At 57.9% G+C, this 26,260-nt stretch carries 23 protein-coding genes; 21 read left to right on the forward strand and 2 right to left on the reverse strand.

Annotation, left to right across the window (positions count from 1 at the left end; all coding sequences use genetic code 11):
• Nucleotides 1-19: 19 nt before the first annotated feature.
• From ACJ8IJ_RS14070 to ACJ8IJ_RS14135, 14 genes are all read left to right on the forward strand, one after another.
• Nucleotides 20-2,143: a peptidase domain-containing ABC transporter gene (locus tag ACJ8IJ_RS14070; protein ID WP_442518664.1), complete on the forward strand. Its 2,124-nt coding sequence runs from the start codon at nt 20-22 to the stop codon at nt 2,141-2,143.
• Nucleotides 2,144-2,183: 40 nt separating this feature from the next.
• The gene (locus ACJ8IJ_RS14075; protein WP_442518744.1) at nt 2,184-3,311 is read left to right on the forward strand and encodes an efflux RND transporter periplasmic adaptor subunit; all 1,128 of its coding nucleotides are present in this window, start codon (nt 2,184-2,186) and stop codon (nt 3,309-3,311) included.
• Nucleotides 3,301-5,259, forward strand: coding sequence for an ABC transporter permease (locus tag ACJ8IJ_RS14080; RefSeq protein WP_442518663.1), 1,959 nt, complete (start codon nt 3,301-3,303; stop codon nt 5,257-5,259). The genes ACJ8IJ_RS14075 and ACJ8IJ_RS14080 overlap by 11 nt, the downstream gene beginning before the upstream one ends.
• Complete coding sequence (locus tag ACJ8IJ_RS14085) at nt 5,256-6,635, forward strand: efflux transporter outer membrane subunit (protein ID WP_442518662.1); 1,380 nt, start codon at nt 5,256-5,258, stop codon at nt 6,633-6,635. Before ACJ8IJ_RS14080 ends, ACJ8IJ_RS14085 begins: the two co-directional genes overlap by 4 nt.
• Nucleotides 6,636-6,637: 2 nt before the next feature.
• Nucleotides 6,638-7,891 (forward strand): beta-ketoacyl-[acyl-carrier-protein] synthase family protein, encoded by a 1,254-nt coding sequence (locus ACJ8IJ_RS14090; RefSeq protein ID WP_033645646.1) that lies wholly within the window; start codon nt 6,638-6,640, stop codon nt 7,889-7,891.
• Between the two features lie 11 nt (nt 7,892-7,902).
• Nucleotides 7,903-8,145, forward strand: coding sequence for an acyl carrier protein (locus ACJ8IJ_RS14095; RefSeq protein ID WP_033632204.1), 243 nt, complete (start codon nt 7,903-7,905; stop codon nt 8,143-8,145).
• A gap of 541 nt (nt 8,146-8,686) precedes the next feature.
• The gene (locus ACJ8IJ_RS14100; protein ID WP_442518661.1) at nt 8,687-9,235 is read left to right on the forward strand and encodes a tyrosine-type DNA invertase; all 549 of its coding nucleotides are present in this window, start codon (nt 8,687-8,689) and stop codon (nt 9,233-9,235) included.
• 480 nt (nt 9,236-9,715) lie between these two features.
• The gene (locus ACJ8IJ_RS14105; protein ID WP_154871739.1) at nt 9,716-10,237 is read left to right on the forward strand and encodes a fimbrial protein; all 522 of its coding nucleotides are present in this window, start codon (nt 9,716-9,718) and stop codon (nt 10,235-10,237) included.
• Between the two features lie 97 nt (nt 10,238-10,334).
• Complete coding sequence (locus ACJ8IJ_RS14110; RefSeq protein WP_131165556.1) at nt 10,335-11,012, forward strand: fimbrial biogenesis chaperone; 678 nt, start codon at nt 10,335-10,337, stop codon at nt 11,010-11,012.
• A gap of 106 nt (nt 11,013-11,118) precedes the next feature.
• A complete protein-coding gene (locus ACJ8IJ_RS14115) occupies nt 11,119-13,668 on the forward strand; it encodes a fimbria/pilus outer membrane usher protein (protein ID WP_442518660.1) in 2,550 nt (849 codons plus the stop codon).
• Between the two features lie 10 nt (nt 13,669-13,678).
• Complete coding sequence (locus ACJ8IJ_RS14120) at nt 13,679-14,737, forward strand: fimbrial protein (RefSeq protein WP_234721980.1); 1,059 nt, start codon at nt 13,679-13,681, stop codon at nt 14,735-14,737.
• A 61-nt stretch (nt 14,738-14,798) separates the two neighbouring features.
• Nucleotides 14,799-15,326 carry a fimbrial protein gene (locus ACJ8IJ_RS14125; protein WP_154871737.1) on the forward strand — a complete coding sequence of 176 codons (528 nt, stop codon included), beginning with the start codon at nt 14,799-14,801 and terminating at the stop codon, nt 15,324-15,326.
• A 51-nt stretch (nt 15,327-15,377) separates the two neighbouring features.
• Entirely contained in the window at nt 15,378-16,073 is a 696-nt protein-coding gene (locus ACJ8IJ_RS14130) for a response regulator transcription factor (protein ID WP_131165559.1), read from the forward strand.
• Between the two features lie 45 nt (nt 16,074-16,118).
• The gene (locus tag ACJ8IJ_RS14135; RefSeq protein WP_154871735.1) at nt 16,119-16,802 is read left to right on the forward strand and encodes a response regulator transcription factor; all 684 of its coding nucleotides are present in this window, start codon (nt 16,119-16,121) and stop codon (nt 16,800-16,802) included.
• 230 nt (nt 16,803-17,032) lie between these two features.
• On the opposite strand, the gene ACJ8IJ_RS14140 is transcribed toward ACJ8IJ_RS14135, so the two are convergent.
• Complete coding sequence (locus tag ACJ8IJ_RS14140) at nt 17,033-17,584, reverse strand: tyrosine-type DNA invertase (RefSeq protein WP_004931799.1); 552 nt, start codon at nt 17,582-17,584, stop codon at nt 17,033-17,035.
• Nucleotides 17,585-17,959: 375 nt separating this feature from the next.
• Here ACJ8IJ_RS14140 and ACJ8IJ_RS14145 point away from each other — a divergent pair, with 375 nt between their 5' ends.
• On the forward strand, nt 17,960-19,612 hold the full coding sequence (locus ACJ8IJ_RS14145) for a multidrug ABC transporter permease/ATP-binding protein (RefSeq protein WP_154871734.1): 1,653 nt from the start codon (nt 17,960-17,962) through the stop codon (nt 19,610-19,612).
• A 388-nt stretch (nt 19,613-20,000) separates the two neighbouring features.
• A complete protein-coding gene (locus ACJ8IJ_RS14150; protein ID WP_049232362.1) occupies nt 20,001-20,114 on the forward strand; it encodes a YmiA family putative membrane protein in 114 nt (37 codons plus the stop codon).
• A gap of 183 nt (nt 20,115-20,297) precedes the next feature.
• Here the strand turns inward: ACJ8IJ_RS14150 and ACJ8IJ_RS14155 are convergent, their stop codons facing one another.
• Nucleotides 20,298-21,518, reverse strand: coding sequence for a CynX/NimT family MFS transporter (locus ACJ8IJ_RS14155; protein ID WP_049186860.1), 1,221 nt, complete (start codon nt 21,516-21,518; stop codon nt 20,298-20,300).
• A 503-nt stretch (nt 21,519-22,021) separates the two neighbouring features.
• Between ACJ8IJ_RS14155 and agaR the strand changes: the two genes are divergently transcribed.
• From agaR to ACJ8IJ_RS14180, 5 genes are read left to right on the forward strand one after another with little or no spacing between them, the layout of a single operon-like run.
• The gene (agaR, locus tag ACJ8IJ_RS14160; RefSeq protein WP_004931804.1) at nt 22,022-22,795 is read left to right on the forward strand and encodes a transcriptional repressor AgaR; all 774 of its coding nucleotides are present in this window, start codon (nt 22,022-22,024) and stop codon (nt 22,793-22,795) included.
• Nucleotides 22,796-22,818: 23 nt separating this feature from the next.
• The gene (locus ACJ8IJ_RS14165; protein WP_004931807.1) at nt 22,819-24,102 is read left to right on the forward strand and encodes a D-tagatose-bisphosphate aldolase, class II, non-catalytic subunit; all 1,284 of its coding nucleotides are present in this window, start codon (nt 22,819-22,821) and stop codon (nt 24,100-24,102) included.
• 1 nt (nt 24,103) lies between these two features.
• Nucleotides 24,104-24,580 carry a PTS N-acetylgalactosamine transporter subunit IIB gene (gene agaV, locus ACJ8IJ_RS14170; protein WP_004931808.1) on the forward strand — a complete coding sequence of 159 codons (477 nt, stop codon included), beginning with the start codon at nt 24,104-24,106 and terminating at the stop codon, nt 24,578-24,580.
• Between the two features lie 14 nt (nt 24,581-24,594).
• Nucleotides 24,595-25,374, forward strand: a complete 780-nt coding sequence (gene agaW, locus ACJ8IJ_RS14175; protein ID WP_004931810.1) for a PTS N-acetylgalactosamine transporter subunit IIC — start codon at nt 24,595-24,597, stop codon at nt 25,372-25,374.
• Nucleotides 25,364-26,257 carry a PTS system mannose/fructose/sorbose family transporter subunit IID gene (locus ACJ8IJ_RS14180; RefSeq protein WP_033632215.1) on the forward strand — a complete coding sequence of 298 codons (894 nt, stop codon included), beginning with the start codon at nt 25,364-25,366 and terminating at the stop codon, nt 26,255-26,257. Before agaW ends, ACJ8IJ_RS14180 begins: the two co-directional genes overlap by 11 nt.
• Nucleotides 26,258-26,260: the final 3 nt, after the last annotated feature.

A 26,260-nucleotide genomic window follows, 5' to 3' on the forward strand; every position in this document is an offset into this window, starting at 1 on the left:
GTCAGGGATATCACTACGCATGGAAAACACCCTCCCTACGCCGGTCTTGCAGAGCGAAATCAATGAGTGCGGGCTGGCCTGCATCGCCATGCTGGCGGAAACGCAGGGCGTTCGCGCGCCATTGACGGAACTGCGTGAGCGTTACCCCGCTTCGCAACACGGCACTTCGCTGGCGACGCTGTGCGCCATTTTAGGGGAGCTGGCGCTGCCGGCTTATCCGGTGGCGTTCGAGCATCGGGATCTGGCGGCGCTGCCTTTACCGGCGATTCTGCATTACGGCGCGGGCCACTATGTACTGCTGGCATATCGTCAGGGCGGTTACGTTTGCGTAATGAATCCGGCGTTGGGGCAACAGCTGCTGCCGTACGCCGCCCTGAAAGCGGAAATCAGCGGCTACGCATTGGTGCTCGATCGCGACGATTTACCGTCCACCGCCCCCGCCGCGCGGAGCCGCCGACGGGGCGCCTTCGCCAGTTTAAGCCTGAAGGATACCGCCGGCATCGCCGGCATTTATCGCCTGGCGGCGATGACGTTTTTTATCTCGCTGACGCTGTTCATCATGCCGATGATGGTCGCCAGCGCGATCAATCAGGTGTTCGCCATGGCCGGTGAGATCGCATTCCCTTACGCCTACTATCTGCTGGCGTTTGTGGCATCCACGGCGTTGGCCCTGATGGCGCGCATCATCACCGAGCGTTTTATCAAAAACTTTGTGTTGCTGCACGGCGCAGCCGGCTTTTCCCGCCTGTTGGAAAATTCGCTGAATTTCTTCAGCAAGCGCGCGCCCGGCGAGATTTTCAGCCGTTTCACCAGCTGGCAGATGGCCGCCGGCCAGAAAATCGAACTGGATAACGGCCTGCGCACCGACTGGATCATCGGAGCTATCGCACTGGTGGTGATGGGCTATTTGAGCCCGATGCTGGCGCTGGTGCCGGTTGTCGGCATGCTGCTGATGGGGGCGGTCAGCGTTTGGGCCATTTATCGCGATCGCCACTTCACCCAGCAGTTGCAGGTGAGAGGGGCGGCGCAGAATGATTTTATTCTGGAAACCATTCAAGGGTTTTCGACCATCAAGTCCGCCGGTTTGGCTGGCCAGCGGCAGGAAGGGTTCGCCGAACATGCCCGTTCGCTGTTCAACTGCCTGCAGCGGCAAAAAATCTATGAGCAGGTCAAGGGCAGCATTTATCAACTGATTGGCAGCCTGGAAATGGTGGTGTTCATGCTGCTGGCGTTGCCGTTGCTCAAAGGGGGCGAGCTCAGCTTGGGGGCCTTCTTCGCCTACAGTTTTCTGCGCGAAATCTTTACCTCTTACACCAGCAAGATCTTTTTTGCCGTCCTGCAGAAAAACCAACTGCACGTTATCGATGAACGTGCGCGGGATCTGTTTCCTGCCGTCTCTCTGCGTACCGGGTCTGGCGACGAAAGCGTGAGCCATTTTGATGTGCAGTTGGCGTATCGGGGGGTGAGCTTCGCTTACGACGCCGGCCAACCGGTTTTACGCGACCTGTCGTTGACGTTGGAACGGGGCGAGTGCATCGCCATCTGCGGCGGTTCCGGCGCGGGCAAGAGCACCTTGCTGAAGGTGCTTGCCTGTCTGCTGACGCCGCAGCGGGGGGAGCTGAGTCTGGATGGGCGCACACTGGCAAACGCCGCCGCGCAGCGGCTGTTCTTCCTGCAAAGCCAGGAGGACATTCTGTTCAATGCCTCTGTGTTGCAGAACATCACGCTGTTCGCGCCGTCGGCGCCGGGCCAGCAACGGCAGGTGGAACAGGTGCTGCGCAGCTTGGGGCTGGCGGACGCGGTAGCGCAGCTGCCGGGCGGCGTGAACGCCCAGGTACGGGAGAGCCATGCCGGGCTGTCGCTGGGGCAGCGGCAGCGTCTGTTGCTGGCGCGCGCCATGTATAGCCGTTGCCCGGTGTTGGTGCTGGACGAGCCAACGGCGAATCTGGATGAAAAGACTGCGGCGGCGGTGATGTCGGCTCTGGTGGCGCATTGCCGAGAAAACCGTAAAACCCTGGTGACCGTGACGCATAACTCGCGGCTGTTGCCGTTGTTCGATCGGGTGCTGCGCATGTCTCAGGGCAGGCTGGTGGCTGAAGCCACCGTCAATGCCAGGGCAAATGATTGTGCTGAGGCAGGGTGACGTGGCTGGAAAGAGACGCTGGGGACGAGCGGCATGGCTGATGGTTGTCTTGCTGACGCTGTTGTTGGGCGGGCTGTCTTTGTTGAATCGCTCCCCTGAGCCCGAAGTGCCGCAGACGGCGCGCGTCGATCGCGGTGACATCGAAAAAAGCGTCTTGGCGACCGGGATTCTGAAACCGCTTCGGCAGGTGAACGTTGGCGCGCAGGTCAACGGTCAATTGAAAAAACTGTATGTCAAACAGGGGGACAGGGTGACTCAGGGGCAGCTGTTGGCCGAGATAGATCCGACGCTGCAACTTAACGAACTGCGCAAGTCGCAGGCCGAATTACGCAGCGCGCAGGCGCAGAAATTGGCGAGTCAGGCGCAGCTCAAGCAGTACCAGTTGGAGCTGACGCGGCAAAGGGCGCTGGCGCGCGACCGCGCCGGCGTGGCCAGCGATTTGGAAAAAGCGCAGGCGCAGCGCGACGCGCAACTGGCGCAGTTGAAAGTGAACGAGTCGCAGATCGTCCAGGCCGAAGTGGCGCAGGAAACCGCCAGGGCCAATCTGGCTTTTACCCGTATTACTGCCCCTATCGACGGCGAGGTGCTGGGCATCGTTACCCAAGAAGGGCAAACCATCGTCTCGTCGCAAAGCGCGCCGACCATTTTGGTGATGGCAGACGTGGATACGATGATGGTGCATACCCGCATATCGGAAAATGACATCTTGCAGGTGAAGACGGGGCAGCCGCTGTGGTTTTACGTCGCCGCCGATCCCAGCCGCCGATATGAGGGGGCCATGGGCGCGATACAGCAGGCACCGGCGGAGGCGCTGGAAACCGACCCGCTGGGCAGGAATTCAAGCCAGCAGACGGCGGCGGTGTATTACAACGGCGTGTTTGCCGTCGCCAATGGCGAACGTCGACTGCGCACCTCGATGACGGCGCAGGTATTTATCATTACCGAACGCGCGCAGGGAGTGGTGCGGGTGCCGATGGCTGCGCTGGGAGCGGCATTGGATGAAGGGGGTTACCAGGTCAAGGTGTTGGAAGGTGAGCAGACCGTGGTACGCCGAGTGCGTATCGGTACCCGCGATCGTCGCTATGCCGAAGTGCTGGAAGGGCTGAACGCAGGGGAACGGGTGCTGCTGGAGCAGCAGCCTGATGCGGAGGACGGCCATGTCAGCTAGCACGGATCCCATTATCGTTTTGGATAACGTTTCGCGCGAGTTTCAGGCCGGGGAGCAGAAAATTGCGGTCCTCAAACGCGTTTCCCTGAGCATTCAGCGGGGGGAAATGGTCGCTATCGTCGGCGCCTCCGGTTCTGGAAAATCGACGCTGATGAACATTATCGGCTGTCTGGACAAGCCTTCTCAGGGCGATGTGCACATCAACGGGGTGGCTATTGGGCAAGCCGACGGCGATCGCCTGGCGCAGCTTCGCAGCCGGCATATCGGCTTTATCTTCCAGCGCTATCATCTGATGCCTTACCTGAGCGCCGGCGAGAATGTGGCGATCCCGGCGCTGTATACCGCCATGCCGGCCGCAGAGCGCCGCCTGCGGGCCGCGCATTTGTTGACTCGGCTCGGGTTGGCGCAGCGCGGCGGTCATCGCCCGGCGCAGCTTTCAGGTGGGCAACAGCAGCGGGTCAGTATTGCACGCGCCCTGATGAACGGTGCGGAAATCATTTTGGCCGATGAACCGACCGGCGCGCTGGATAGCGCCAGCGGTCAGGCGTTGATGGCCATTTTGCACGAGCTGAACGCGGTCGGGCACACCGTCGTTATCGTGACGCACGATCGGCGGATCGCCGAGCAGGCACGGCGGATCATTGAGATCGGCGACGGCGAGATCGTGGCGGATCGTTGCCATGATGCCGCCCGACAGCATTCTACGTTCGAACGGCCGCTACCGCTGGTGGCACCCCTGAAGCGCATGGCGCCGGGCATGGCGCTGAAAGAGGCTGTCAGTATGGCCTGGCGGGCATTGCTGGGGCATCGGATCCGGGCCGTGTTGTCGATGCTCGGCATCATTATCGGCATTGCGGCGGTGGTCTCCGCCATCGCCATCGGAGAAGGTACTCGGCGTAATATTCTCAAGGAAATCAGCCAGCTTGGCACCAGCACGTTGGAGATTCGCCCTGGCCTCGGGTGGGAAAAATCGCGCCCCGATTTTGCGCGTTCGCTGAGCGCGCGCGATGCTGCATTGCTGGCGGCGATGCCTTACGTCGACAGCATCTCGCCGGTGATCGGCACCCAACTGCTGGCCGTTCGCGAAAGCAAACAGGTGCCACTCGCCGTGATGGGCGTCGGCGAAGGGTATTTCCGCACGCAGGGCATTCGCCTGCTTTCCGGTGGCCTGTTTACCGCGCAGGATCTGAGTGAGCGCGCACCGGTAGCGGTAATTGATCCCTTGTTAAAGCAGGCGCTGTTTTCTTCCCGGCAAGACCCGGTAGGCGCGGTGTTGCTGATAACGGGCGTGCCTTATCGGGTGATTGGCGTTGCGCAGCGCCGCGGCGCCCAATATGCCGGTTCTCAACCGCTTGCCTGGCTGCCCTATACCTCCCTGACCGGGCGCATCGCCGGCGATATGCCGCTGGAATCCATTGTGATGCGAGTGAATGAAAAACTGACGCTGGAAGAAGCGGGGAGGGATGTGACCCGGCGTTTGATGGTGGAACACGGACGGCGGGATTTCTTCACCCTGACCGACGATCAGCTGACGCAATCTATTCAGCGTGCCTCAGACTCCATGCAGTTGCTGATTACCGCGATTGCCGCCATCTCGCTGCTGGTGGGCGGCGTGGGGGTAATGAACATCATGCTGGTCTCGGTGACGGAACGGACCCATGAGATCGGTATTCGATTAGCGGTGGGCGCCGCTGAGAAGGACATTATGCGGCAGTTTTTAATTGAGGCGGTGGTGATCTGCAGCCTGGGGGGCGTGTTGGGGATCGCCTGCGCCGCGCTGGTTAAAGGGGCTCTGAGCGGATTGGCGCCGCAGGTAACGATGATCTTTACCTGGCCGCCGTTGCTGCTGGCCTGCGGATTCTCGGCGTTGATCGGTGTCGGGTTTGGGTACTTTCCCGCTCGCACCGCCGCGCGCCTGCAGCCGGTAGAGGCGCTGGCGCGAGAATGAGCCGACTTCTGGTTTTCGGGTTGGTGATGCTGTCGCTGAGCGCCTGCGGATGGCGGCCGATCGACCCCACGTCGCCACCGTCGCTGCCGCCGCAGTGGCGTGTGGTCGATGAACGTTCCGGTTCACTGCGGGCGGGCGTCGCCTGGTGGGAAAACTTCAATGATCCGCAACTGTCCGCGCTGATCGATGGCGTGCTGATCGCGAATCAGGATCTGGCGCTGGCCGGATTGCAGTGGCGCGAGGCCGTGTTGGAGGCCGGATTAGCGCAGGGCAATTTGACGCCGGATCTGGCCGCCAGCCTGAGCGGCCGCAATACCCGAACGTTGCGGAGCACGGCTACGCCGCAGGAAAGCTACCGTGCGGGGCTTTCTCTGAGCTATGAGCTGGATTTATGGGGCAAGCTGGCACGTATTCGCGAACAGGCCGAATGGCTGGCCGTCGCCTCGGAGTTGGACCGGCGCAATACCGCGTTGACCTTGATCGGTGCGACCGCGCGCGGGTATTGGCAGATTGCCGATTTGAATCAGCAAGTCACCTATCAGCAACAGGCGCTGGCGATCGCGTGTGAAACTTTGCGGCTGGTGACGGCTCGTCACACCGCCGGCGACGTTGGCCAATTCGAACTGTTGCAGGCGGGACAAAGTCTGTTGGCACGAGAGAATCAGCTGCATGAGCTGGAGCGACAGCGGGAAGATGCGCGTAACTCGTTGGCGTTATTGTTCGGGCGATCGCCGCTGCTGCGCTATAGCGAACGGCGTTCGTTGCCGCTTGAAGAGGTGGCTGTCGTACAGCGCCAGCCGGCGAAGGTGATTGCGCGCAGGCCGGATGTTCAGGCGGCAGAGCGCCGCCTGAGAGCGGCGCTGGCCGGTGCGGAGGCGGCCGGATTGAGTTTTTATCCGGCGCTGAGTCTGGAGGCCGGGTTGGATGCCGGCAGCGGGCTTTTCCGCCGGTGGTTCAGTGAACCTTCGCGTTCGCTGGGCGCAACGTTGACGCTGCCGTTTATCGAATGGCGCAAGATGCGTTTGTCCAGCGACAAAGCGGCGTTGCAGGCGCAGCGGGCGGAGATTCAATTTCGCGATGCGGTCTACCGCGCGCTGGCCGATGTGGACAACGCCATGCGACAACGTCTGGAAGCACAGCGGCAAATCGGCAACCAGCGGCGGCATCTGGCGATGAGCCGACAAGCCGTGGCGTTGGCGCGGCATCAATATCAGGCCGGTTCCGTCGCGCTGCAAACGCTGCTGGATGCGCAAGAGGCCGTGTTGACCAGCGAAAATTCGCTGTCGGCGCTGCAATATCGCTACCTGAACGCCACGATGCAGCTCTGGCTGGCACTGGGCGGCAACGAGGCTTTCGCATCGGGGCAAGGAGAATAAGCATGGAGAAAATAAGGCGAGTGGTGGTCACCGGTTACGGTGCCGTCACCGCGCTGGGAGGCAACGTGCAGCAAAACTGGCAGGCTATCATGGCCAGCCGCCTGGCCTATCGTTATCACGATAAATCGGCGGCGGGGATCCACGCGCGCTTTTTTGCTTTGCTGGAGTCTGAACCACCGCTGGAGGGCGTTGCCGCGCGGGTAAGCCGCCGCTTGCCCAGATTCGCCAGGTTGGCGCTTGCCGCAGCCGCGGAGGCGATCGAAATGGCGTTTTCATCCAGTTTTGTGGGGCCCGCGCACTTTTATTCGTCGTTGGAGTGCGGGGCGATTATCGGCAGCGGCTGGGGCGGCCAGGATGAGATCATGCAAAACAATGCGGACTATCTGCAATCCGGGCTAGGGCAGCTGTTTGGCTGTTTTCACGCGATGCCCAATATCGCGACCGCCATATGTGGCCAGCATTGGTTGCTGCGGGGCTATCAAGGCTCGCCGGCGGCGGCCTGCGCGACCGGCGGCATCGCGATTGGCGATGCGTTTGAGGTGATACGCAGCGGTCGCGCTTCAATGATGCTGGCCGGCGCCTCGGAGTCGTTGCGCGGCAACGGCGCGATCTGGAATATGGATGCGTTGCGTTTGTTGAGCCGGGAGCAAAAGGACATCACTAAAGCCAGTTGCCCGTTTAGTCGGGAACGCAACGGTTTCGTCCTGGCGGAAGGTGCCGCCGTGTTATGCCTTGAGGAACGGGAAGCGGCTTTAGCGCGCGGTGCGACGATTTTGGGCGAAATCAAAGGATACGGCAACTTTTCAGATGCTTTTGATCTCACCGCGCCGTCGAAGGATCCTCAGGCTAAGGTGAAAACCCTACGGCGGGCTTTGGAGCAGGCGGGGCTCGGCAGCCATGAGATCGACTATATCAATGCGCATGGTACGTCTACGCCGCAAAACGACGTGAATGAAACCGAAGCGATCAAGGCGGCGCTGGGACGCGATGCTTATCGCATACCGATTTCCAGCACGAAATCCTATACCGGGCACCTGCTTGGCGCATCCGGCAGCTTTGAGGCCATCGTCTGCCTGCAAGCATTACAGCAACAAATGATGCCGGCAACCTGCCATTTGCACGAGACCGATCCCGAATGCGATCTTGATTATATTCGCGAAGGGCATCGGCACGGTCGTCTGCGTAATGTCATGAGCCTCAGCTTCGGTTTCGGCGGCGCCAATGCGGCGCTGATATTTGGCAATCACTATGGATAACGTTAGAACGTATGGACAAATATCATCGGTTATATGAGGCGATTTGCGGCCTGTTGCATGAGGCCAGAGGGCTGGAGAGAACGATGCTGTCGGCGGATATGCCGCTACAGCAGCTTGGGCTGGACAGCCTGGATTATATGGAGTTGATGTTGTTGGTTCGGCGAGAATTCGGCATTACGCTCACTGCGGAAATGCTGATCGAGCATCCTGAGTTGACCCTCGGCGAATTGTGCCACGTGATAATCCGTCAATAATTTCATCCCCCCAGGCGATCGCATGTTGAGGTAAAGCCTGGGTTTTTCGTCTGTTGTGACTGCTATTTCATCCTTACCCTTCCTGTTTCACTCTATTATCGATATCCATAATTATTAATGCTTATTCGTCAGGTTAATATGAATCCGTGGTGGTTTTTTATTCACCTTTGGGCGGTGTTATAAATGGCGAGTATTAATGACATGGCGATGTTTTTTTTAGGAATATTCTTTGTTTTGCCGGTTAATTTATCAATCTTACTCTGCATCGTGCCCGGTAGTGATAATGCAAGCTAAAGCAAACAGGGACCTGCGCGGTGATAATACCGGGGATCTGCGGAACCCATTCACAATAGCGTCTCACAGGGGCAGCTGGCGCCGGTGATAATAACGCCTGTCGCGCTGTTCGCATTTGGCAAATCCGCTATACTCCGCGCTGGATGCAGGAACCTATCCATAAGCCAGGGGCTACCCTGAGTGTCCATTGTGGTGATGTAAAAGGAAAATGACAGCCACATTTTTCCTCTCAAAGTAATGAGGTTGTATGTCTAATCGTAAACATCTGACGCCTTCCGAAGTGGAGAGACTGCTTGAGGTCACGCTGCATGGAAAGAATCCAGAACGCGATTATTGTTTGATTTACATGTGTTTTATTCATGGGTGTCGCGCCAGTGAAATAGGGGGATGGCGTTTGTCGGATATCGATCTGGAGGGCGGTAATATCTATGTGCATCGGTTGAAAAATGGCTTTTCCACCATGCATCCGCTTTATCTGCGCGAAAGGCAATGTCTGCGGCGCTGGTTGGATAAGCGTCAGCGGCACCGCTGGGCCGATCGGGAGTGGCTGTTCCTTTCCAACCGCGGCGGCCGTCTGTCGCGCCAACGGATTTACGGGTTGATTCGCCATTACAGCAAGGCAGCCAAATTGGAGGTCAACGCTCATCCACATATGCTGCGGCATGGCTGTGGATTTGCATTGGCGGACCGCGGTATCGATACCCGTTTAATCCAGGATTACCTCGGGCACCGAAATATCCAGAATACGGTGATTTATACCGCCAGCAATGCGCAGCGCTTTAAGGAAATTTGGTAAGTATGATTTAAGTTAATAACGTTAAGGAGTCACTTTGAACTAAACTGAAACATACTGTAAGGACGCGTAAAAACAATGTCAATATTCCCATGCTTCCTTTCCTGTTTAAAGCTTAATTTCATTTAAAAACAGTGTTTTGCGATTTCATCTCGTGTCATGCCTTCCCTCTGATTCTAAGTAAAATCCTAACCAAAGTTCCACGGCTTTAAATCATTGAGTTAACACCTTGGTTTTTTAGTCTGATTTGTCAGTCATTCATCACTCTATTGGTTTTTAATTCCGATAAATTAATGTTTTTTGGTTTTAAAAACCAAAGGAGTCACTTTAGTTCAAAATGAATCGTTTGGATGAATGAGCTTGATGCCATTAATCAGTCTGGCTAAAGCCCTCCATATTCATGGAACTAAATAAAAGGAATGACATTAAGGATATGTCGGAAATAAACCCATGCATATTTTGCATATTTTTAAGGAAAGTAGGATGAAAAAGAATCTGTTGGCTGTAGCTGTACTGACCGCGTCCGCATTTATCCCCTCTGCATTTGCTGCTGACGGCGCGCTGAATATCACTGGCACCATTACCGATCAGTCTTGCACTGTCGATCCGGATTCCCAAAACAAGCAGGTCGCGTTGGGCAAGATCGCCAAAGATGCCTTCGCCCTGTCTAAAACCGCCGGCGCCAAGGCGTTCAATCTGGTGCTGAAAAATTGCCCGGCCACTGTCACCGGCGCCACCGTGCGTTTTGATGGTACCCAGGTTCAGGGGCAGTCCGGGCTGCTGCAACTGACCGGCGCCGGCACTGCCGGGGTCGCGGGCGGTATTGGCGTGCAACTGCTGGACGACGGCAGCAACGTGTTAAATATCGGCAACGATTCCCGCGTCTATACGCTGGCAGAGAACAAAGACAACGTTCTGGGCTTTGTCGCGCGTTATTTCGCTTATGACAACGTTTCCGTCGGTAGTGCCAACGCTACGGCCAACTTCACCATCGTTTATCAGTAAGGCCATGCCGTTACGGCGGCGGAACAGCTAGAGAAATGAGCCAGAGAGCGTGTCCTCTGGCTCTTATTCATCGGTGATGGAAACGGGAAGAAAGAGAATGAAAGCTGGATACTTTGCGCTGACGGCGGCGTTGTTGATGACGCTTTGGGCTCCGGTACAGGCCGGCGTGGTAGTGGGTGGAACGCGCCTCATCTACGACGGCGCTAAAAAAGAGTCTGCTCTGAATATCAGTAATCCGGATGCGGTGCCTTATCTGATCCAATCCTGGGTCGATGCGCAAGAAGGCGATAGCGCGAAAGCGCCTTTTATCATCACGCCGCCGCTATTTCGTTTAGACGGCGGCCAAAATAACCTGCTGCGCGTGGTGCGCGCAGGTGGCAATTTACCGACGGACAGAGAGTCGCTGTATTGGCTGAATGTGAAGGCGATCCCTTCGGTGGAAAAGAAAGAAAACACGTTGCAGATCGCCATCAAGACCCGCATCAAGTTGATTTACCGCCCGCAGGGACTCGCCGGCAATCTGGAGGAGGCGGCCGGTAAAGTGACGTGGCGGCGCAGTGGCGATCGTCTGCAGGTGACCAACCCTTCTCCCTACTACCTCACCTTTTTCAATTTGAAGCTGAATGGCCACGCCATTACCGGCAACACCATGGTAGCGCCGCAGGCGAGCGCCAGTTTCCCGCTGCCGACGGCGAGCGGTGCAGGTGGCAGCCTGAGCTGGCAAATCATTAACGACTATGGCGGCACCGGCCAGAACTTTACCAGCACGTTATAACCGGGCAGCGGTGCGTGTTTTTTTGCTCCGGGATAACGCTGGAGCAGGGGTTCGGCTTACCTGATTTTTTGTCGGGCCGAGCCAATCGGGACAGGGAGTTAAAAGGATGAATAACCCGAATTGCATTGGTTTACCAGGAGCGCGATCGGTTCTTGCCGGCCTGATGTCTTGCCAGGTGGCGCTGCTGAGCTCGATCGGCACGGCTTATGCACGCGATTATTTCAACCCGGCGTTGCTGGAAATTGATAATCCGGCGCTGCGAGGCGCCGATCTCTCCGTGTTTGAGGAGAACAGCAGCCAGGCGCCCGGGAGCTATCGGGTCGATCTTTACCTGAATGGCGAACAGATCGACAGCCTTGACGTCGAGTTCCGGCTTATGCCGGGAGTCGGCGGTAAGCAAGCGCTACGACCTTGTTTCAGCACGGAAAAATTGGCTGAACTGGGCGTCAGGGTTGCTATGTTCCCGGCGATGGTGCCTGGGGATAGCTGCGTCAACCTTGCGCAGGCCATTCCACAGGCCTCTGCGGTATTCTTGTTCAATCAGCTGAGGCTGAATTTGAGTATTCCACAGGCGGCGTTGCGCTTGAATGCGCGCGACTACGTTTCCCCGGATAAATGGGATTCCGGCATACCGGCGCTGTTGGTCAATTACAACTTCAGCGGCGCCAATAGCCATATGCGCGACAGTGAACGGCAAAACAATAATAACTATTATCTCAATCTGCGTTCGGGCATCAACTGGGGTGCCTGGCGCCTGCGTAACTATTCGATCTGGAATCATTACACCGGCGGCTCTTCTTCCTGGCGCTCAATCAATACCTACCTGCAGCGCGATATCGTTGCGTTGCAAAGTCGCCTGACCCTGGGGGACAGCGCGACGTCCAGCGATGTGTTCGACAGCGTGCAGTTCCGCGGTGGGCAGTTGGCCTCTGAGGACGACATCCTGCCGGACAGCATGAAAGGGTACTCGCCGGTAGTACGCGGGATCGCACGCACTAATGCGCAAATAGTCATCCGGCAAAACGGCTACGTGATTTATCAAAGCTATGTGCCGCCGGGGGCATTTGAAATTACCGATCTGTATCCCACGGGCGGCAGCGGCGACCTGAATGTGAACGTGCGTGAGGCTGATGGCCAGGAGCAGCATTTTGTGGTGCCTTACGCCGTGGTGCCGGTATTGCAGCGCGAAGGGCGGTTTAAATACAGCCTGACCAGCGGGAAATACCGTTCATACAGCGGCGGCGTTGATGAACGTCCGTTCAGCCAGGCAACCGGGATCTACGGTCTGCCATGGGGGGCCACGCTGTATGGCGGCGTGCAGGCGGCCAGTAAATATCAGTCTCTGGCGTGGGGCTGGGGGCAGAACCTGGGGGCGATGGGCGCGCTGTCTGCCGATGTCACCCAAGCCTGGACCAAACAGGAAACCCGGCCGAAGGAACAGGGGCAGTCATGGCGCCTACGCTACGGTAAAAACTTCATTGAGACCGGCACCAACTTCAGCTTGGCCAGCTACCGCTACTCCACGCGCGGTTTTTATAACCTGCAAGAGGCGCTGGAGAGTTACGGCGGCAACAGTGCTATCTATAACGATCACAAGAAGAGCCGTGCCGAGCTGACGATGAGCCAGAGCCTGTGGGATTTGGGGGGAACGCTGTCGCTCAGCCTGTTTAACGAAGACTACTGGGACGACAATCGCCGCTCGCAATCGGTCACCCTCAGTTACAACAACAGCTGGGAAGCTGTCAGTTACGGGCTGAATTACACCTTCAACCAGAACGGCTACGACAGTAACGGCAATCGAAGCAACATCCGTGACCATATCGTGGCTTTCAACGTCAGCGTGCCGCTCAGCAAATGGCTGCCAGGCAGCTATGCCACCTACAACATGAACACCAGCCGCAATGGCGCCACCAGCAACAACCTTGGATTGAGCGGTACTGCCCTGCCGGGCAACAACCTGAACTACAGCATCAGCCAGGGCTATACCGGCCGGGGCGTAGGGGCGAACGGCAATATTCAGGCGGATTATAAAGGCGCCCTCGCCGAGTGGAACCTGGGTTATGACTACGATCGCCATCGGCAGCAGGTGAACTACGGCGTGCAGGGCGGCGTTCTGGTGCACCAAAACGGCGTCACGCTGTCGCAGCCGTTGGGCGATACGGTGGCGTTGGTGCAGGCGCCCGGTGCCGCAGGGGTTGATGTCCTGAACCAGACCGGGGTCAGCACCGACTGGCGCGGTTATGCGGTTGTACCTTACCTGACGCCTTATCGGCGCAATATCGTCGGATTGGACGGTGAATCTTTCGCCGATGACGTCGACATGACGCTGAGCAGCCAAACGGTGATCCCAACCCGCGGCGCCGTGGTACGCGCCCGCTTCAATCCGGACGTCGGTGCCCGCGTGTTACTGACCTTGCTGACGCGCAGCGGCAATCCGGTGCCATTCGGTGCCACCGTCAGCACTCTCAACAGCCCCTCTGACAATGCCGCCATCGTCGGCGATGGCGGCCAGGTTTATCTGGCCGGGCTGGCGGAGAGCGGGCGATTGCAGGTTAAGTGGGGCAATGACGCGGCTCAGCAATGTCAGGCCAACTATCAATTGGCTAATCAGCCCGAGGGCGGTGGGATTCGCCTCGTTAACGGGCAGTGTTTATAAGGTGCATATGATGGCGACAGGAATATCGATTCAACGAGGGATCATCGTCGGCGGGCTATTGGCGTGCGCAACGTTGGGCGCACCACTGGCGCAGGCGGCTTTCGGGCAGTGTGTCCCTATTTCGGGAACCCATGGGTTTTCATTCCTTTTTTCCCCGGTTTTAACCGATCCGTCGCAAAACGTAGTGGGGCGGATTATTAGGAATGCTGACGGCGGTAACTGGAACCTGTCCGGCTCTTATCGGGTGAGGTGCGAGTGTCAGGCGCGTACGGCGTCTTATGTCACCGCCAAAATGCTGCTTAGTGAGCCGGTATTCAGCAACGGGGGATTAACGTACTACGCATTGAATGAATACCTGGGCGTGGCCAGTGAAGTTTTCGTGGCGGGGTATCGCAATGAGTTTATTGCCGCACCGTTCACCAATGAGTCTAACTTTAAGACCGATATGGATGGTGATGACGAATCCTGTGCCAGCACGCCCTACAACAGTGGCGCTCGTGGGCGAATTCATCTGTATTTCCGCCGCCCTTTCGTGGGTGTGACCACAATCCCCAGCACTCGCCTGGTGGACACCTACGTCTCCGTGGTGAGTGGGGTGAAAAGCGATGTGCCGGTCTCCACGATATCAATGAGCGGCACCGTCACCGTGCCGCAGAGCTGTGAAATCAGCCCGCAAACGGTCACGGTCGATTTTGGCGATATCTTGACGTCGAATATCCAAACCAAGGGTGCTATGCCGCCCGGTTTTACTCCAGAGGAGAGAACGTTGACGCTGGCCTGCCGCAATATTTCTGCCGGTGTCAAGGTCAGTCTGTCATTTCGCGGTGAGGCGGACGGCAGCATGCCCGAGGCGCTGAAGACCAGTAATCGCGACATTGGCGTAATGATTAAGGATATGCAGGGCAATGTGATTCGGCCTCAGAGCGGTCGCTTGCCGATCGATAACTTCCAATACCCCAACCAGAGCGGCAGTTCACGGATCAGCGTATATCCGATCAACACCACCGGGCAAGCTCCTTCAGTAGGGCAGTTCAATGCCACGGCAACCATTCAGGCAGAAATCCAATAAACGGATATTTCAACGGTAGTGGGCCGGGCAGGCCTCAGCGTTTAACGAGAAGGAGCAAAGGATGAAGAAGGTTTTTGGCGGTCTTGGTTGCACATTGGCGCTGGCCAGCCTGTTTTTTTTGGCTAGCCCGGTGGTACACGCGGTATCGAAAATAGTGATTACCGGCAACATCAAAGCGGCACCTTGTGAAATCGACGGCGCGAACGGCACGATTTCGGTCAATTTGGGAAATGATATTTCCGCTGCGACCCTGGCGACGTCCGGCGCTTTTAGTCCCTGGGTAGAATTCCCTCTGACGTTAAAAAACTGCCCGAGCACCACCACGTCGGTTGTCGCGACCTTCAGCGGGACGGCCGCTGAGGAAAGCGCTAGCTTATACAAAAGCACCGGCAGTTCTCGCCGGGTACAAATTGAATTGCAAAACAACCAGGGAGCAAACCTGGGCAATGGCAAGAGCATGACCCAGCCAGTTAACCAGGCGACGCATGAAGCCAAATTCAATTTGCGGGCGCGGGCGTACAGCACCCATGGCGGTTCGACACCAGGTTCGATAGACGGCGCTCTGCAAGTCACTTTTGTCTATCAATAGGCAAAGAGACCGTCCTCAATGGAATGCTAAAGACAGATTTAAGGTGATGATATGAATGGTAATTATCCTTCTGCAACGACTTTGGCGGCCGGTAAGGCAACGACGGGAGCCGTGGCCATCATGGAGCCCTGCCTTATCACTGCGTTGGGGATGAGAAATCGCTTGATTGAGTCCTGCGGCCTGCAGCCCGACAACGTTCGGCAGGTGACGAACCTGGTGGCATTGAGAACCTTATTCACTCAGCATGTGCATCGCTTATTGGTGATGGATTTGTGCGGTAAATCAGAGTCGGTATTGGACGGTTTCCGGTTGATCGCTGAAGTTCGCGAAAACTCGCCGGACACCGCGATAATTATTTGCACGGCACTGGATGAACCCAGGCTGCTACGGCAACTGATCGCCTCCGGCATCCGTGGCCTGATGTTGAAGCAGGAACCGGCCATTGCGTTGACTCATTGCGTCCAACAGGTCTTGACGGGCTGCAGCAGTTTCAGCCACCGGGTGCGTCAGCGTCAATTGCATGAGGCGGCGGCCGACAAGCCTCTGACGGCGAAGGAACTGGATGTGCTGACCCAGCTGTTTTCCGGTAAAAGCGTAACCAACGTGGCGTTAACGATGTGCCGTGATATACGCACCGTCAGCACGCATAAGCGCAATGCGATGTTGAAGTTGGGATTTCACAGCGATGGGGAATTGTACCTTCAGGGGAAATGGATGGCTGCGCAAGGTTCATCCTTTGTTCGCTAGGCAAGCGTGCGATGCCTCTCGGGTAAGCAAGCATAGGAGCAGATTATGCATTTATGGCGTCAGCAGCCGCTGAACATAGCGTTAATGGACAGATGTCCATTAACGCTGGAGGGGTTGGCGAGTTTTCTAAAAACGCTGCCAACCCAGGCAAAAGTTGTCGTAAAAGAAACCAGCGTTCGCGCGGTGGCGGATAGTGTGGTCTATCAGCAGGCTGACGTGCTGATTAGCGAGATGGACGGTGAAGATGAAACGGTGGCTCAGGGCAGAGAAACGTTGCTTGCCTTGTGCACGCAGCTACCCGAATTGCGGGTAATCGTCTATACCCGCTGCCAGAATGCAGAAGAGGTGGGGCGTCTGTTGAACCAGCCCAATATCAGCATCGTCGCCAGAGATGACGCTTTACCGCTGGTGGCGGAGTTTTTTAATCGCGTATTGCTTGGGGAGCGCGTGTTGAGCCCGCAGATAGGCGCTTTTCTGGCGCCTTCCGTTAGTGGCGAGGAGGCGGCAACGCGAAAGTTGACCCGCTGTGAGAGCGACGTTTTGGCTTTTTTGTTCAACGGGATGAGCCTGCGGCAAATCGCCGAGTTACAACGCCGCAGCATCAAGACGATCAGCGCGCATAAATGCAGCGCCATGCGTAAACTGCAGGTGAAGAATGACAGCGAACTGTTTTCTTTGCACGGCAATATTACGCGGCAATTGGGTGGGAAATGGTCAAAGGGCACCTAACCTCTAATGAAACGGTATGGGCTATGATTTATCGGCAGGCTTGCCGTTAAAAGTTTACCCAGTGAGGCGTATCCCAGGGCGTTGAGGCATGAAAAGCAGCTCGGCGTGAAAATATTGCTGAGTAGGCCGTAGATGACGTGCCGGGCTGCATCTTCCTATCTGAATATTGCATCGCACTCGATGTGTTGTTTAACGGAGGACGGGGCTGTGTGATTATTCTCGTCGTGGAGTTAAATGTTGATCGTGCGGAATCGTTCTACGTTGGTCGCGGTGTAGATCACCGTATTCTGGATATTTTTGTGTCCTAAATAATCTTGAATCAAACGGGTATCGATCCCCTTATCCGCAAGGGCGTAGCCGCAGGCGTGTCGCAACATGTGAGGATGAACCTGAACGCTAATACCGGCCATCTCACCATACATTCTCATCAACCGATACAGCTGCTGACGTGATATTTGTCCGCCGTGGCGCGACAGGAATAACCATGGGGTTTCAGCGTCAGGATAGCTCGTCCGCTGGGCCAACCAATTTAACAGCGCCTGCCGTTCTCGCGGTTGGATCGGATGCTGAACGGAAAACCCGTTTTTCAGCCGGGATATATGGATCCGATTGGAAGTAAGATCAATATCCTCCAGGCGTAAAGCACGCAGTTCGCTAACCCGCAAACCGTGAATAAAGCACATTAATAGTAGACAACGATCTCGAATGCTATTTTTACCCTCATGCACGGCAGCAATCAGTTGCTCAATTTCAACCTGACTGAGAAATTTCCTTTTTTTCATTTTTCTTTCCTGCGTCTTTGATGTTGGCGATTCTTATCATGAGGTTTTATTAAAGCATTGGAGCATAATAGGCGGCAAAGAAAATAAATAATTTCATTTGTGAATAGATGGTTTTTTTATCTTTCCTACTTTTTCATTTTTCAAATGAATGCCTTTTTGAATTTTATATATTTATTTAATTTATTTCCGGAAGCTATTTAATCAGCGAATATTGAGCGACCTGTAAGAGCCGTATGGAGACTTTGCAACCGTCAGATGGCCAGGGGATATCGCCTCTCTCACAACGGTGCTCAATAAACTGTGATGAGAATTCGTCTTGATCTCATTCTCACGCCGCTTACAATGCCTGCCAGATCGCGACTTCAGAGGTTTTTCATGGAACTGCTACGGGTGGTTTATCACCAGTATCGTTGGCCATTTCTGGCGGTTATGGCATTGACCATGACCAGCGCCGGCTTAGGCATCGGTATCATTGCGTTTATCAATCAATATCTGATGGACGCCGGCGGCGATGCATTGGCTGTGCTGCCGATGTTTCTCGCCCTGCTGGCATTGCTGATGGCGGTCACGCTGGGATCGCAATTGGCGCTGACGACATTGGGCCATTACTTCGTCTACCGCCTGCGCGGGCAGTTAGTGAAGCGCATCCTGGATACCGATATTGAGCGCCTTGAACAGCTAGGCAGCGCCTCATTGTTGGCCAGTCTCTCCAGCGATGTCCGCAATATCACCGTCGCCTTCGTGCGCTTGCCCGAACTGGTGCAAGGGGTGATTTTAACCCTGGGGTCGGCGGCCTATCTGGGGTGGCTATCACCGAAAATGCTGGCGGTGACGGCGGTGTGGGTCGCGGTCACCGTGGTGGGCAGCGGTTGCCTGGTCTCGCGGGTTTATCGCCATATGGCCAGTTTGCGCGAGTCGGAAGAGCGTCTCTATCATCATTATGAATCGGTGATTGACGGTCGCAAGGAACTGACGTTAAACCGCAAGCGAGCGCAGGCGCTTTACGAACAGACCTATCAACCCGATGCGCAAGCTTACCGCCACCATATCATTCGCGCCGATACCTTCCATCTGAGTGCGCTCAACTGGTCAAATATCATGATGTTGGGGGCGATCGGACTGGTGTTCTTTATGGCTAACAGCCTGGGATGGGCGAACTCGGCGGTGGCCGCCACGTATTCCCTGACGCTGCTGTTCTTGCGCACGCCATTACTGCAGGCGGTCGGGGCGTTTCCGACGCTGGTCAGCGCCGAAGTTGCTTTCAACAAGCTGAAGACGCTGCGCCTGGCCGAGTACCAACCGGCGTTCCCTGCCGCCGCCGGCCGTTCCTGGCAGACGCTGGAGCTGCGCGATGTGGTTTTTCACTATGCCGATACGGAGCAACAGCCCGGTTTTGCCGTCGGGCCGCTTAATCTGACGCTGCGGCGTGGCGAGCTGATCTTTTTGATCGGCGGCAACGGCAGCGGCAAGTCAACGCTGGCGATGCTGTTGACCGGGTTGTACCGGCCGGTGAGCGGGCACATCGTTCTGGATGGCGTCGCGCAGACCGCGGCGGATATGCCGGACTATCGTCGGCTGTTTTCGGCGATTTTCACCGATTTTCATCAGTTCGATCGTTTGCAAGGGCCGGAAGGCGGCGAACCCGATGCGGAACTGGTCGCCGGCTGGCTCGAGCGGTTGAATATGAAAAGCAAGCTGCAGTTCGACGGCGCCAGGGTGACTAACCCGCAACTGTCGCAGGGGCAGCGCAAGCGCCTGGCTTTGCTGCTGGCCGTGGCGGAACAGCGCGATATCTTGCTGTTGGATGAATGGGCCGCGGATCAGGATCCGCAATTCCGGCGCATTTTCTATCGCGAGCTGTTGCCAGAACTGCGCGCGCTGGGCAAAACGGTGTTTGCCATCAGCCATGACGATCACTATTTCGAACAAGCCGATCGGCTGCTTGAGATGCGCTCGGGTCATTTACGTGAGCTGACCGGCAGCGAGCGTGAACACGCCAGCCGGGATTCCGTCAGTAGAATCGGTTAACTCACGCCGGCCCGAACGAGACCAAAGCGGGCCGGTGCTTCTCTCCGTATGATCCCAGTACGTCGCTTCATTTTATCCTCCGCCTTCAGCGCTGTCTGTTGCCGATTTGGCTTATGACCAGTCAAATAATTGATAGTTGAATTATTTACCAGTGGTTTAATTTTGACCTTTCAAGGTATGGCACACTGCACGTTCGTTCGCCTATCAAATCAAGTTATCGCCTGCCGATAACAGTGATATCCACGGTGCCGTTCTTACTGAGGCGATGATGCAGGTCTATGGCTAGCAGCTGTTTTTTAAATTTCCATAGGAAAAAACGACTTTATTGATCGTTAAAACAGATCAATAATTATTGTTTGAATGGTTTAATCTATTGGTTGAGGGCGCTGTGGTGAGCAAGGATGGATCGGATATCAAACGTAGAGCATGGCTGTGTGTGTTTATCGGTAGCGGGCTGTTCTGGCTGTTAACCGCCGCCGTGATTTACTGGTTACTGAGTTAGCAGGTTAAGCAGGAAGGCGATTCGTGAACAAAAAGCAGGCTAAAAACCGAGAGGGCGCTGAGCGTCGCGCACAGTCCAAAATTCCGCCGTCATGGGTGCTGAGCGATGAGCAGCGCGCCTTTATTGATGATTTATGGCAGGACACCGACTCTGAGCCCGTGCGGCCCCCATTGCGCCGCAGCGTTAGCTGATCACGCGGCTGCGGCCGGCCAGCGCGCCGAACAGCATTTGCAAGACGGTCAGGCCCAGCAGGGCGATCAACGGCAAGCGCCAGCCTTCCGTCAGATCGTGCAGCAGGCCGAATAGGGTGGGCCCCAGCGCCGCCAACAGATAACCGACGGATTGCGCCATACCCGACAACAGCGTCGCCTGATGATGATGCTGACTGCGCAATCCAAAGAAGGACAGCGCCAGTACCAGCGAGCTCCCCGCCCCCAACCCGGCAAACGTCAGCCACACCAGTGAACTGGCGGGTTGCACCAATAATCCCCCGACGCCGATGAAGATCAGCAGCGAGCTGCCCAACGCTATCGCCCGCTGATCGCGCGCCCGCGGCAAAATCACCACCATGACAAAGTTGGCGACGATCGCCACCACCTGGTAAACGAACAGTTCGAAACCCGCCTGCTGAGCGGAGGTGCCGTGGCTGGCGGCAAAAGCGCTGAACCACCCGATGATGGTGTAGAAGGCGATCGATTGCAGCCCCATGAACATCGCCACTTGCCAACCCAGCGCGCTGCCCCAGGGAGAGCGATAGCGTTGCGGCTCCGTCGGCTGCGGCTCTTTAGCGGCGGGTGTGGCGGAGCGCCGCAGCTGCGGCAACCACACCAGCAGCGCCAACAGCGCAGGCAAGCCCCAGCATAACAAGGAGAACCGCCAGCCAAGGTCGGCCAGCGAAGCCAGTGGCACGGCCAAACCGGAAGCGATGGCGGCAACCAGCGACATCACCGCCGCATAGGCGGCGATCATCGCGGCGGCGCGATGCGGGAAATCTCTTTTCACCAGCGTCGGCAGCACCACGTTGGCGAAGGCGATGGCGGCGCCGATCAGGATGCTGCCCGGCCATAGCATGGCGTCTTGCGGCAGGGAGCGCAGGGTGATGCCGCAGATCAGCAGCGCGAGGGCGAGGCCCAAGGTGCGCTCGATACCGATGCGTTTCGCCAGCGCCGGGGTCAATGGCGAGAGGATGGCGAACAGGATCAGCGGCAGCGAATTGATCAGGCCGGCGGCGGTGGCGGACAACGCCAGCTGTTGCTGGATCTGCTCCAGCAGCGGGCCGACGCTGGTCAGGGCGGCGCGCAAATTGGCCGCGATCAGCATAATGCCGACGATCAGCAGAATAGGGCGGTGTAACCGGCGACGCGGGGTCGCGGTGGACGCTGGGGGTGAAGCGGGTTGCGGCATGGGTTCCTCGCACCAGGGCATGCAGTCAATCAGTGCTGCATGGCGTGATGCGTTGATTGACGTTAACGCTTACGTACCGAAAATCGACGGTATCCGTTCGCCAGTGTAGGGAAGATGGCTCGTGCTGACAAGGGGACGGCCCGGCGGGATGGCGGCGGTTAATCCCCGCTGGCCGACGGATAATTGCCATTATGTGATCCTGGTCACTGAGTGAACTAAAAGTCATGGCGCGGGGCGCACCATGCGTCGCTTTCGCTTTCCGTGCAGCCCACGCCTCAGCGCTCCGGGGGGTATCGCCCGTCATGGCATTTCACTTTTCCCCCCTTCCGCTTTTAGGATTTTCGATCCGTTTCGATTCGAAAGGTTTTTTGGCGGTTTTTTTGCTAAAACGGGGCTGTAAGCCCGATCACAATTTCATTGCTTTCGCTTTGCTGTAATGCCAGCGCAGTAGAGCGAAAGCCATCTTCTCCCCGGCGATGCCGGAAACCTGAGGACCGCAGCTCATGCCAGTGAATACCGCAAAGCGACGTGAACACATTATCGATCTGTTATGCGAACACGGCAGCGTGCGCGTGGAGCAGCTCAGCAAACAGTTTGCGGTATCCACGGTGACGATCCGCAACGATCTGCGCTTTCTGGAACGAAAAGGGTGTGCGCTGCGCGCTTACGGCGGCGCGATGCTCAATCAGCAATTCGCTTTCGATCGGCCGCTGCGGGACAAAGGGCGGTTGAATCGCGACGTCAAAACGCTGATCGCCAACGCGGCGGCCGGCTATGTGCGCGACGGCGATGCGCTGATCCTCGATTCCGGTTCAACCACCGCGCAGATCGTGCCGTTCCTGAAGGGGCGGCGCGATCTGGTGGTGATGACCAATGCGCTGAACATTGCCTACGAGCTTTCGGGAAACGACGGGGTGGAAGTCATGGTGCTGGGGGGCAGCGTGCGCCGCAACTCTTACTCGCTCTACGGTCCGGCTGCCGAGCAGCAATTGCGTCAGTACCGCTTCGACAAACTGTTTTTGGGCGTCGACGGGTTCGATCTGAGCGCCGGCATCACCACGCCTCACCCCGGTGAAGCGCACCTCAATCGCGTGATGTGCGAGGTGGCGCGCGAGATTATCGCGGTGGCGGATGCCAGCAAATTCGGTCGCAAAAGCTTTTGCATGATTCGCGAAGCCGGACAAATCCATCGGCTGATCACCGACAGCCGTCTTCCGGACGATTACGAGCGGGCGTTAACCGAGCTGGGCGTTGAGGTCATCATCGCCGATCGGTAGCACGGCGCCTGCATGGGGGCTTCATGCAGCAGTTGTTACAGCTTGTCGAGCAGCACAAGGCCGGTATGCCGGTCGGGATCTTTTCCGTCTGTTCCGCCCATCCCTGGGTTCTGAAGGCCGCGCTGCGGCAGGCCAAAGCGCGTGGCACGCCGGTGTTGGTGGAGGCGACGTCCAATCAGGTCAATCAGTTCGGCGGCTATACCGGCCAAACGGCGACCCAGTTCCGCGATGCGCTGTGGCGTCTGGCGGATGAAGTGGGCCTGGCGCGCGAGCGCGTGTGGCTGGGCGGCGATCATCTGGGGCCCAACGCTTGGCAAGATCGCCCGGCTCAGGAAGCGATGGCGCTGGCGGAAACCTTGATAGACGATTACGTTCGCGCCGGATTTCGCAAAATTCACCTCGATTGTTCCATGTCGTGCGCCGATGATCCCTCGCCTCTGGGGGATGCCACGGTTGCCGAGCGGGCGGCGCGCCTGTGCGCGGTAGCGGAACGCGCCTGGGCGCAGAGCGGCGGTGAAGCGCCGGTCTATGTGATCGGCACCGAAGTGCCGGTGCCGGGCGGCGCGCAGGAGGCGCTGGCGGGTCTGCAGGTCACCACGCCGCAGGCGGTGGCGCAAACGCTGGAAACCCATCGTATCGCCTGGCAAAAGGCCGAGCTGAACGCTGCCTGGCAGCGAACTATTGCGCTGGTGGTGCAGCCGGGCGTTGAGTTCGATCACCACAGCGTTGAGCACTACCAGCCACAGCGCGCCGACGCATTGAGCCATTTCATTGAACGGCAGCCGGGCATGATCTATGAAGCGCACTCCACGGACTATCAGCCGCCGCAGGTCTACCGCCAACTGGTGCGCGATCATTTCGCCATCCTGAAGGTGGGGCCGGCGCTGACCTTCGCGCTGCGCGAAGCGCTGTTCGCCCTCGATCGCATCGAACGCGAATGGCTGGGGGAACGTCAGTCGGCGCAGCTGTGCGCCACGCTGGAGCAGGTGATGCGCGAGCAGCCGCAGCAGTGGAGCCGCTATTACCACGGCACGCCGCACCAACAGTACCTCGATCGCCACTACAGCCTGAGCGATCGGGTGCGTTACTACTGGCCGCAGCCGCAGGTGCAGCAGGCGGTCGACGGTTTGCTGGACAACCTGCGCCGCAGCCCGGCGCCGCTGGCGCTGCTCAGCCAGTACCTGCCGGATCAGGCGCGGGCGCTGAACGCCGGCGAATTGAGCGCCGATCCGCAGGAGTGGGTGCTGCATAAAGTGACGCAGGTGCTCGACGATTACCACGCCGCCTGTTACCCGGAGGGCCGCTGATATGCCGAACATTTTAATGACCCGCATCGACAATCGCCTGGTGCACGGCCAGGTAGGCGTGACCTGGACCAATACCCTCGGCGCCAACCTGGTGGTGGTGGCCAACGACGAGGCCGCCGCCGATCCGGTGCAGCAGAACCTGATGGACATGGTGGTGGCGGAAGGGGTGCAGACCCGTTATTTCACGCTGCAGAAAACCATTGACGTGATCCACAAGGCGGCGGATCGGCAGAAGATCTTTCTGGTGTGCAAAACGCCGCAGGATGTGTTGACGCTGGTGCGCGGCGGGGTGCCGATCCGTTTCGTCAACGTCGGCAATATGCACTTCGCCGAGGGGAAGCGGCAGGTGCACAAAACGGTGTCGCTGGACGACGGCGACGTGGCCGCGTTCCGCGCGCTGGCGGAGCTGGGCGTGGAGTGCGAAGTGCGCCGGGTGCCGGATGAAGCGGGCGAGGCGATCGGCAAACTGCTCTTTTGAGCCAGGGGGAAAGCATGTTGACGGATGCGTTATTGATTGCGCTGTTGGCCGGGCTGGCGGGGGTTGACCTGTTCGACGGTCTGACCCACTTCCACCGGCCGGTGGTGATGGGGCCGCTGGTGGGGCTGATTTTGGGCGATGTCTACACCGGGTTGCTGGTGGGCGGCACGCTGGAGCTGGTGTGGATGGGGATGGTGCCGCTGGCGGGCGCCCAACCGCCGAACGTGGTGATCGGCGGGGTGATCGGCACCGCGTTCGCCATTCTGACCAAGGCCGATCCTAAAGTGGCGATCGGCGTGGCGGTGCCGTTCTCGATAGCGGTGCAGGGCTGCATCACGCTGCTGTTTACGCTGTTCTCACCGATGATGCACCGCTGCGATCGCATGGTGAAAGCGCTGAACTGGCGTGGCATCGAACGGGTGAATTACCTGGGCATCAGCATTCTGTTCATCTTCTATTTCGTGGTGGCGTTCCTGCCGATTTACTTCGGCGCCGATGCGGCCAGCGCCATGGTGCAGAAGGCGCCGGGCTGGCTGCTGGACGGGCTGGCGGTGGCGGGCGGCATGATGCCGGCGATCGGTTTCTCGCTGCTGATGAAAGTGATGATGAAAAAAACCTACGTGGCCTATTTTATCCTCGGTTTCATCTCGGTCACGTTTCTCAAGCTGCCGATCCTGGCGGTGGCGCTGGGGGCTCTGGCGATCGCTCTGATCGACTTCTTCAACACGCAACGCGGCGCGGCAGAGGCAACCGCCCGGCCCGCTCCGCAGGAGGACGCCGAAGATGGCATTTAACGATTCCGACGATCTGTTGGCGCAAAAAGCCGAGCAGCGCATGGCGCAGGCGCTGGCCACCAGCCAGGTGGAACAGGACGATTATCTGGACAGCCAGCCCGCCGAAGCGCTGACGCGCGGCGACATCAACCGCATGGCCTGGCGTTCGCTGCTGTTGCAGGCGTCGTTCAACTACGAGCGCATGCAGGCGGGCGGCTGGCTGTATCAGCTGATCCCCGCGCTGCGCAAGATCCACCGCAACCCGCAGGATCTGGCCAACTCGATGAAGATGCACATGGAATTTATCAACGTGCACCCGTTCGACGTCACCTTCCTGTCCGGTTTGGTGTTGGCGATGGAGCAGAATAAGGAGAAGATCTCCACCATTCGCGCGGTGAAAGTGGCGCTGATGGGGCCGCTCGGCGGTATCGGCGACGCGCTGTTTTGGCTGACGCTGCTGCCGATCTGCGCCGGCATAGGCGCTTCGCTGGCATTGGAGGGCAGCCTGTTCGGGCCGATCGTTTTCCTGCTGCTGTTCAACCTGTTCCACTTCGGCCTGCGTTTTGGGCTGGCGCACTACGGCTATCAGGCCGGCACCAGCGCGCTGGCGCTGCTGAAGACCCACACCCGGCGCATTTCTCACGCCGCGTCGATCGTCGGCATGACGGTGATCGGCGCGCTGGTGGCCTCGTATGTGCACCTGTCCACGCCGCTGGTGATGCATGCCGGCAAGGCCAGCGTGGCGCTGCAGACCGACGTGCTGGACAAGCTGATGCCCAACTTGTTGCCGCTGTGTTTCACGCTGCTCATTTTCTTCCTGATGAAGCGCGGATTCTCGCCGGTGAAGCTGATTGGCGTCACCGTAGTCATCGGCGTGGCGGGCAAATTTATCGGTATTTTGTGAGGA

Source organism: Serratia sp. CY40230 (assembly GCF_052168835.1).
Lineage (GTDB): Bacteria > Pseudomonadota > Gammaproteobacteria > Enterobacterales > Enterobacteriaceae > Serratia > Serratia nematodiphila.

Bases quoted from the DNA above. Each gene is read 5' to 3' on its own strand.
- ACJ8IJ_RS14090 (WP_033645646.1), top strand. From the start codon at position 6,638: ATGGAGAAAATAAGGCGAGTGGTGGTCACCGGTTACGGTGCCGTCACC.
- ACJ8IJ_RS14140 (WP_004931799.1), bottom strand. From the start codon at position 17,584: ATGAAAAAAAGGAAATTTCTCAGTCAGGTTGAAATTGAGCAACTGATT.
- ACJ8IJ_RS14180 (WP_033632215.1), top strand. From the start codon at position 25,364: ATGGCATTTAACGATTCCGACGATCTGTTGGCGCAAAAAGCCGAGCAG.
- agaV (WP_004931808.1), top strand. From the start codon at position 24,104: ATGCCGAACATTTTAATGACCCGCATCGACAATCGCCTGGTGCACGGC.
- ACJ8IJ_RS14165 (WP_004931807.1), top strand. From the start codon at position 22,819: ATGCAGCAGTTGTTACAGCTTGTCGAGCAGCACAAGGCCGGTATGCCG.
- ACJ8IJ_RS14075 (WP_442518744.1), top strand. From the start codon at position 2,184: ATGGTTGTCTTGCTGACGCTGTTGTTGGGCGGGCTGTCTTTGTTGAAT.
- agaW (WP_004931810.1), top strand. From the start codon at position 24,595: ATGTTGACGGATGCGTTATTGATTGCGCTGTTGGCCGGGCTGGCGGGG.
- ACJ8IJ_RS14130 (WP_131165559.1), top strand. From the start codon at position 15,378: ATGAATGGTAATTATCCTTCTGCAACGACTTTGGCGGCCGGTAAGGCA.
- ACJ8IJ_RS14070 (WP_442518664.1), top strand. From the start codon at position 20: ATGGAAAACACCCTCCCTACGCCGGTCTTGCAGAGCGAAATCAATGAG.
- agaR (WP_004931804.1), top strand. From the start codon at position 22,022: ATGCCAGTGAATACCGCAAAGCGACGTGAACACATTATCGATCTGTTA.
- ACJ8IJ_RS14125 (WP_154871737.1), top strand. From the start codon at position 14,799: ATGAAGAAGGTTTTTGGCGGTCTTGGTTGCACATTGGCGCTGGCCAGC.
- ACJ8IJ_RS14100 (WP_442518661.1), top strand. From the start codon at position 8,687: ATGTCTAATCGTAAACATCTGACGCCTTCCGAAGTGGAGAGACTGCTT.
- ACJ8IJ_RS14115 (WP_442518660.1), top strand. From the start codon at position 11,119: ATGAATAACCCGAATTGCATTGGTTTACCAGGAGCGCGATCGGTTCTT.
- ACJ8IJ_RS14120 (WP_234721980.1), top strand. From the start codon at position 13,679: ATGGCGACAGGAATATCGATTCAACGAGGGATCATCGTCGGCGGGCTA.
- ACJ8IJ_RS14085 (WP_442518662.1), top strand. From the start codon at position 5,256: ATGAGCCGACTTCTGGTTTTCGGGTTGGTGATGCTGTCGCTGAGCGCC.
- ACJ8IJ_RS14135 (WP_154871735.1), top strand. From the start codon at position 16,119: ATGCATTTATGGCGTCAGCAGCCGCTGAACATAGCGTTAATGGACAGA.
- ACJ8IJ_RS14080 (WP_442518663.1), top strand. From the start codon at position 3,301: ATGTCAGCTAGCACGGATCCCATTATCGTTTTGGATAACGTTTCGCGC.
- ACJ8IJ_RS14105 (WP_154871739.1), top strand. From the start codon at position 9,716: ATGAAAAAGAATCTGTTGGCTGTAGCTGTACTGACCGCGTCCGCATTT.
- ACJ8IJ_RS14145 (WP_154871734.1), top strand. From the start codon at position 17,960: ATGGAACTGCTACGGGTGGTTTATCACCAGTATCGTTGGCCATTTCTG.
- ACJ8IJ_RS14095 (WP_033632204.1), top strand. From the start codon at position 7,903: ATGGACAAATATCATCGGTTATATGAGGCGATTTGCGGCCTGTTGCAT.
- ACJ8IJ_RS14155 (WP_049186860.1), bottom strand. From the start codon at position 21,518: ATGCCGCAACCCGCTTCACCCCCAGCGTCCACCGCGACCCCGCGTCGC.
- ACJ8IJ_RS14110 (WP_131165556.1), top strand. From the start codon at position 10,335: ATGAAAGCTGGATACTTTGCGCTGACGGCGGCGTTGTTGATGACGCTT.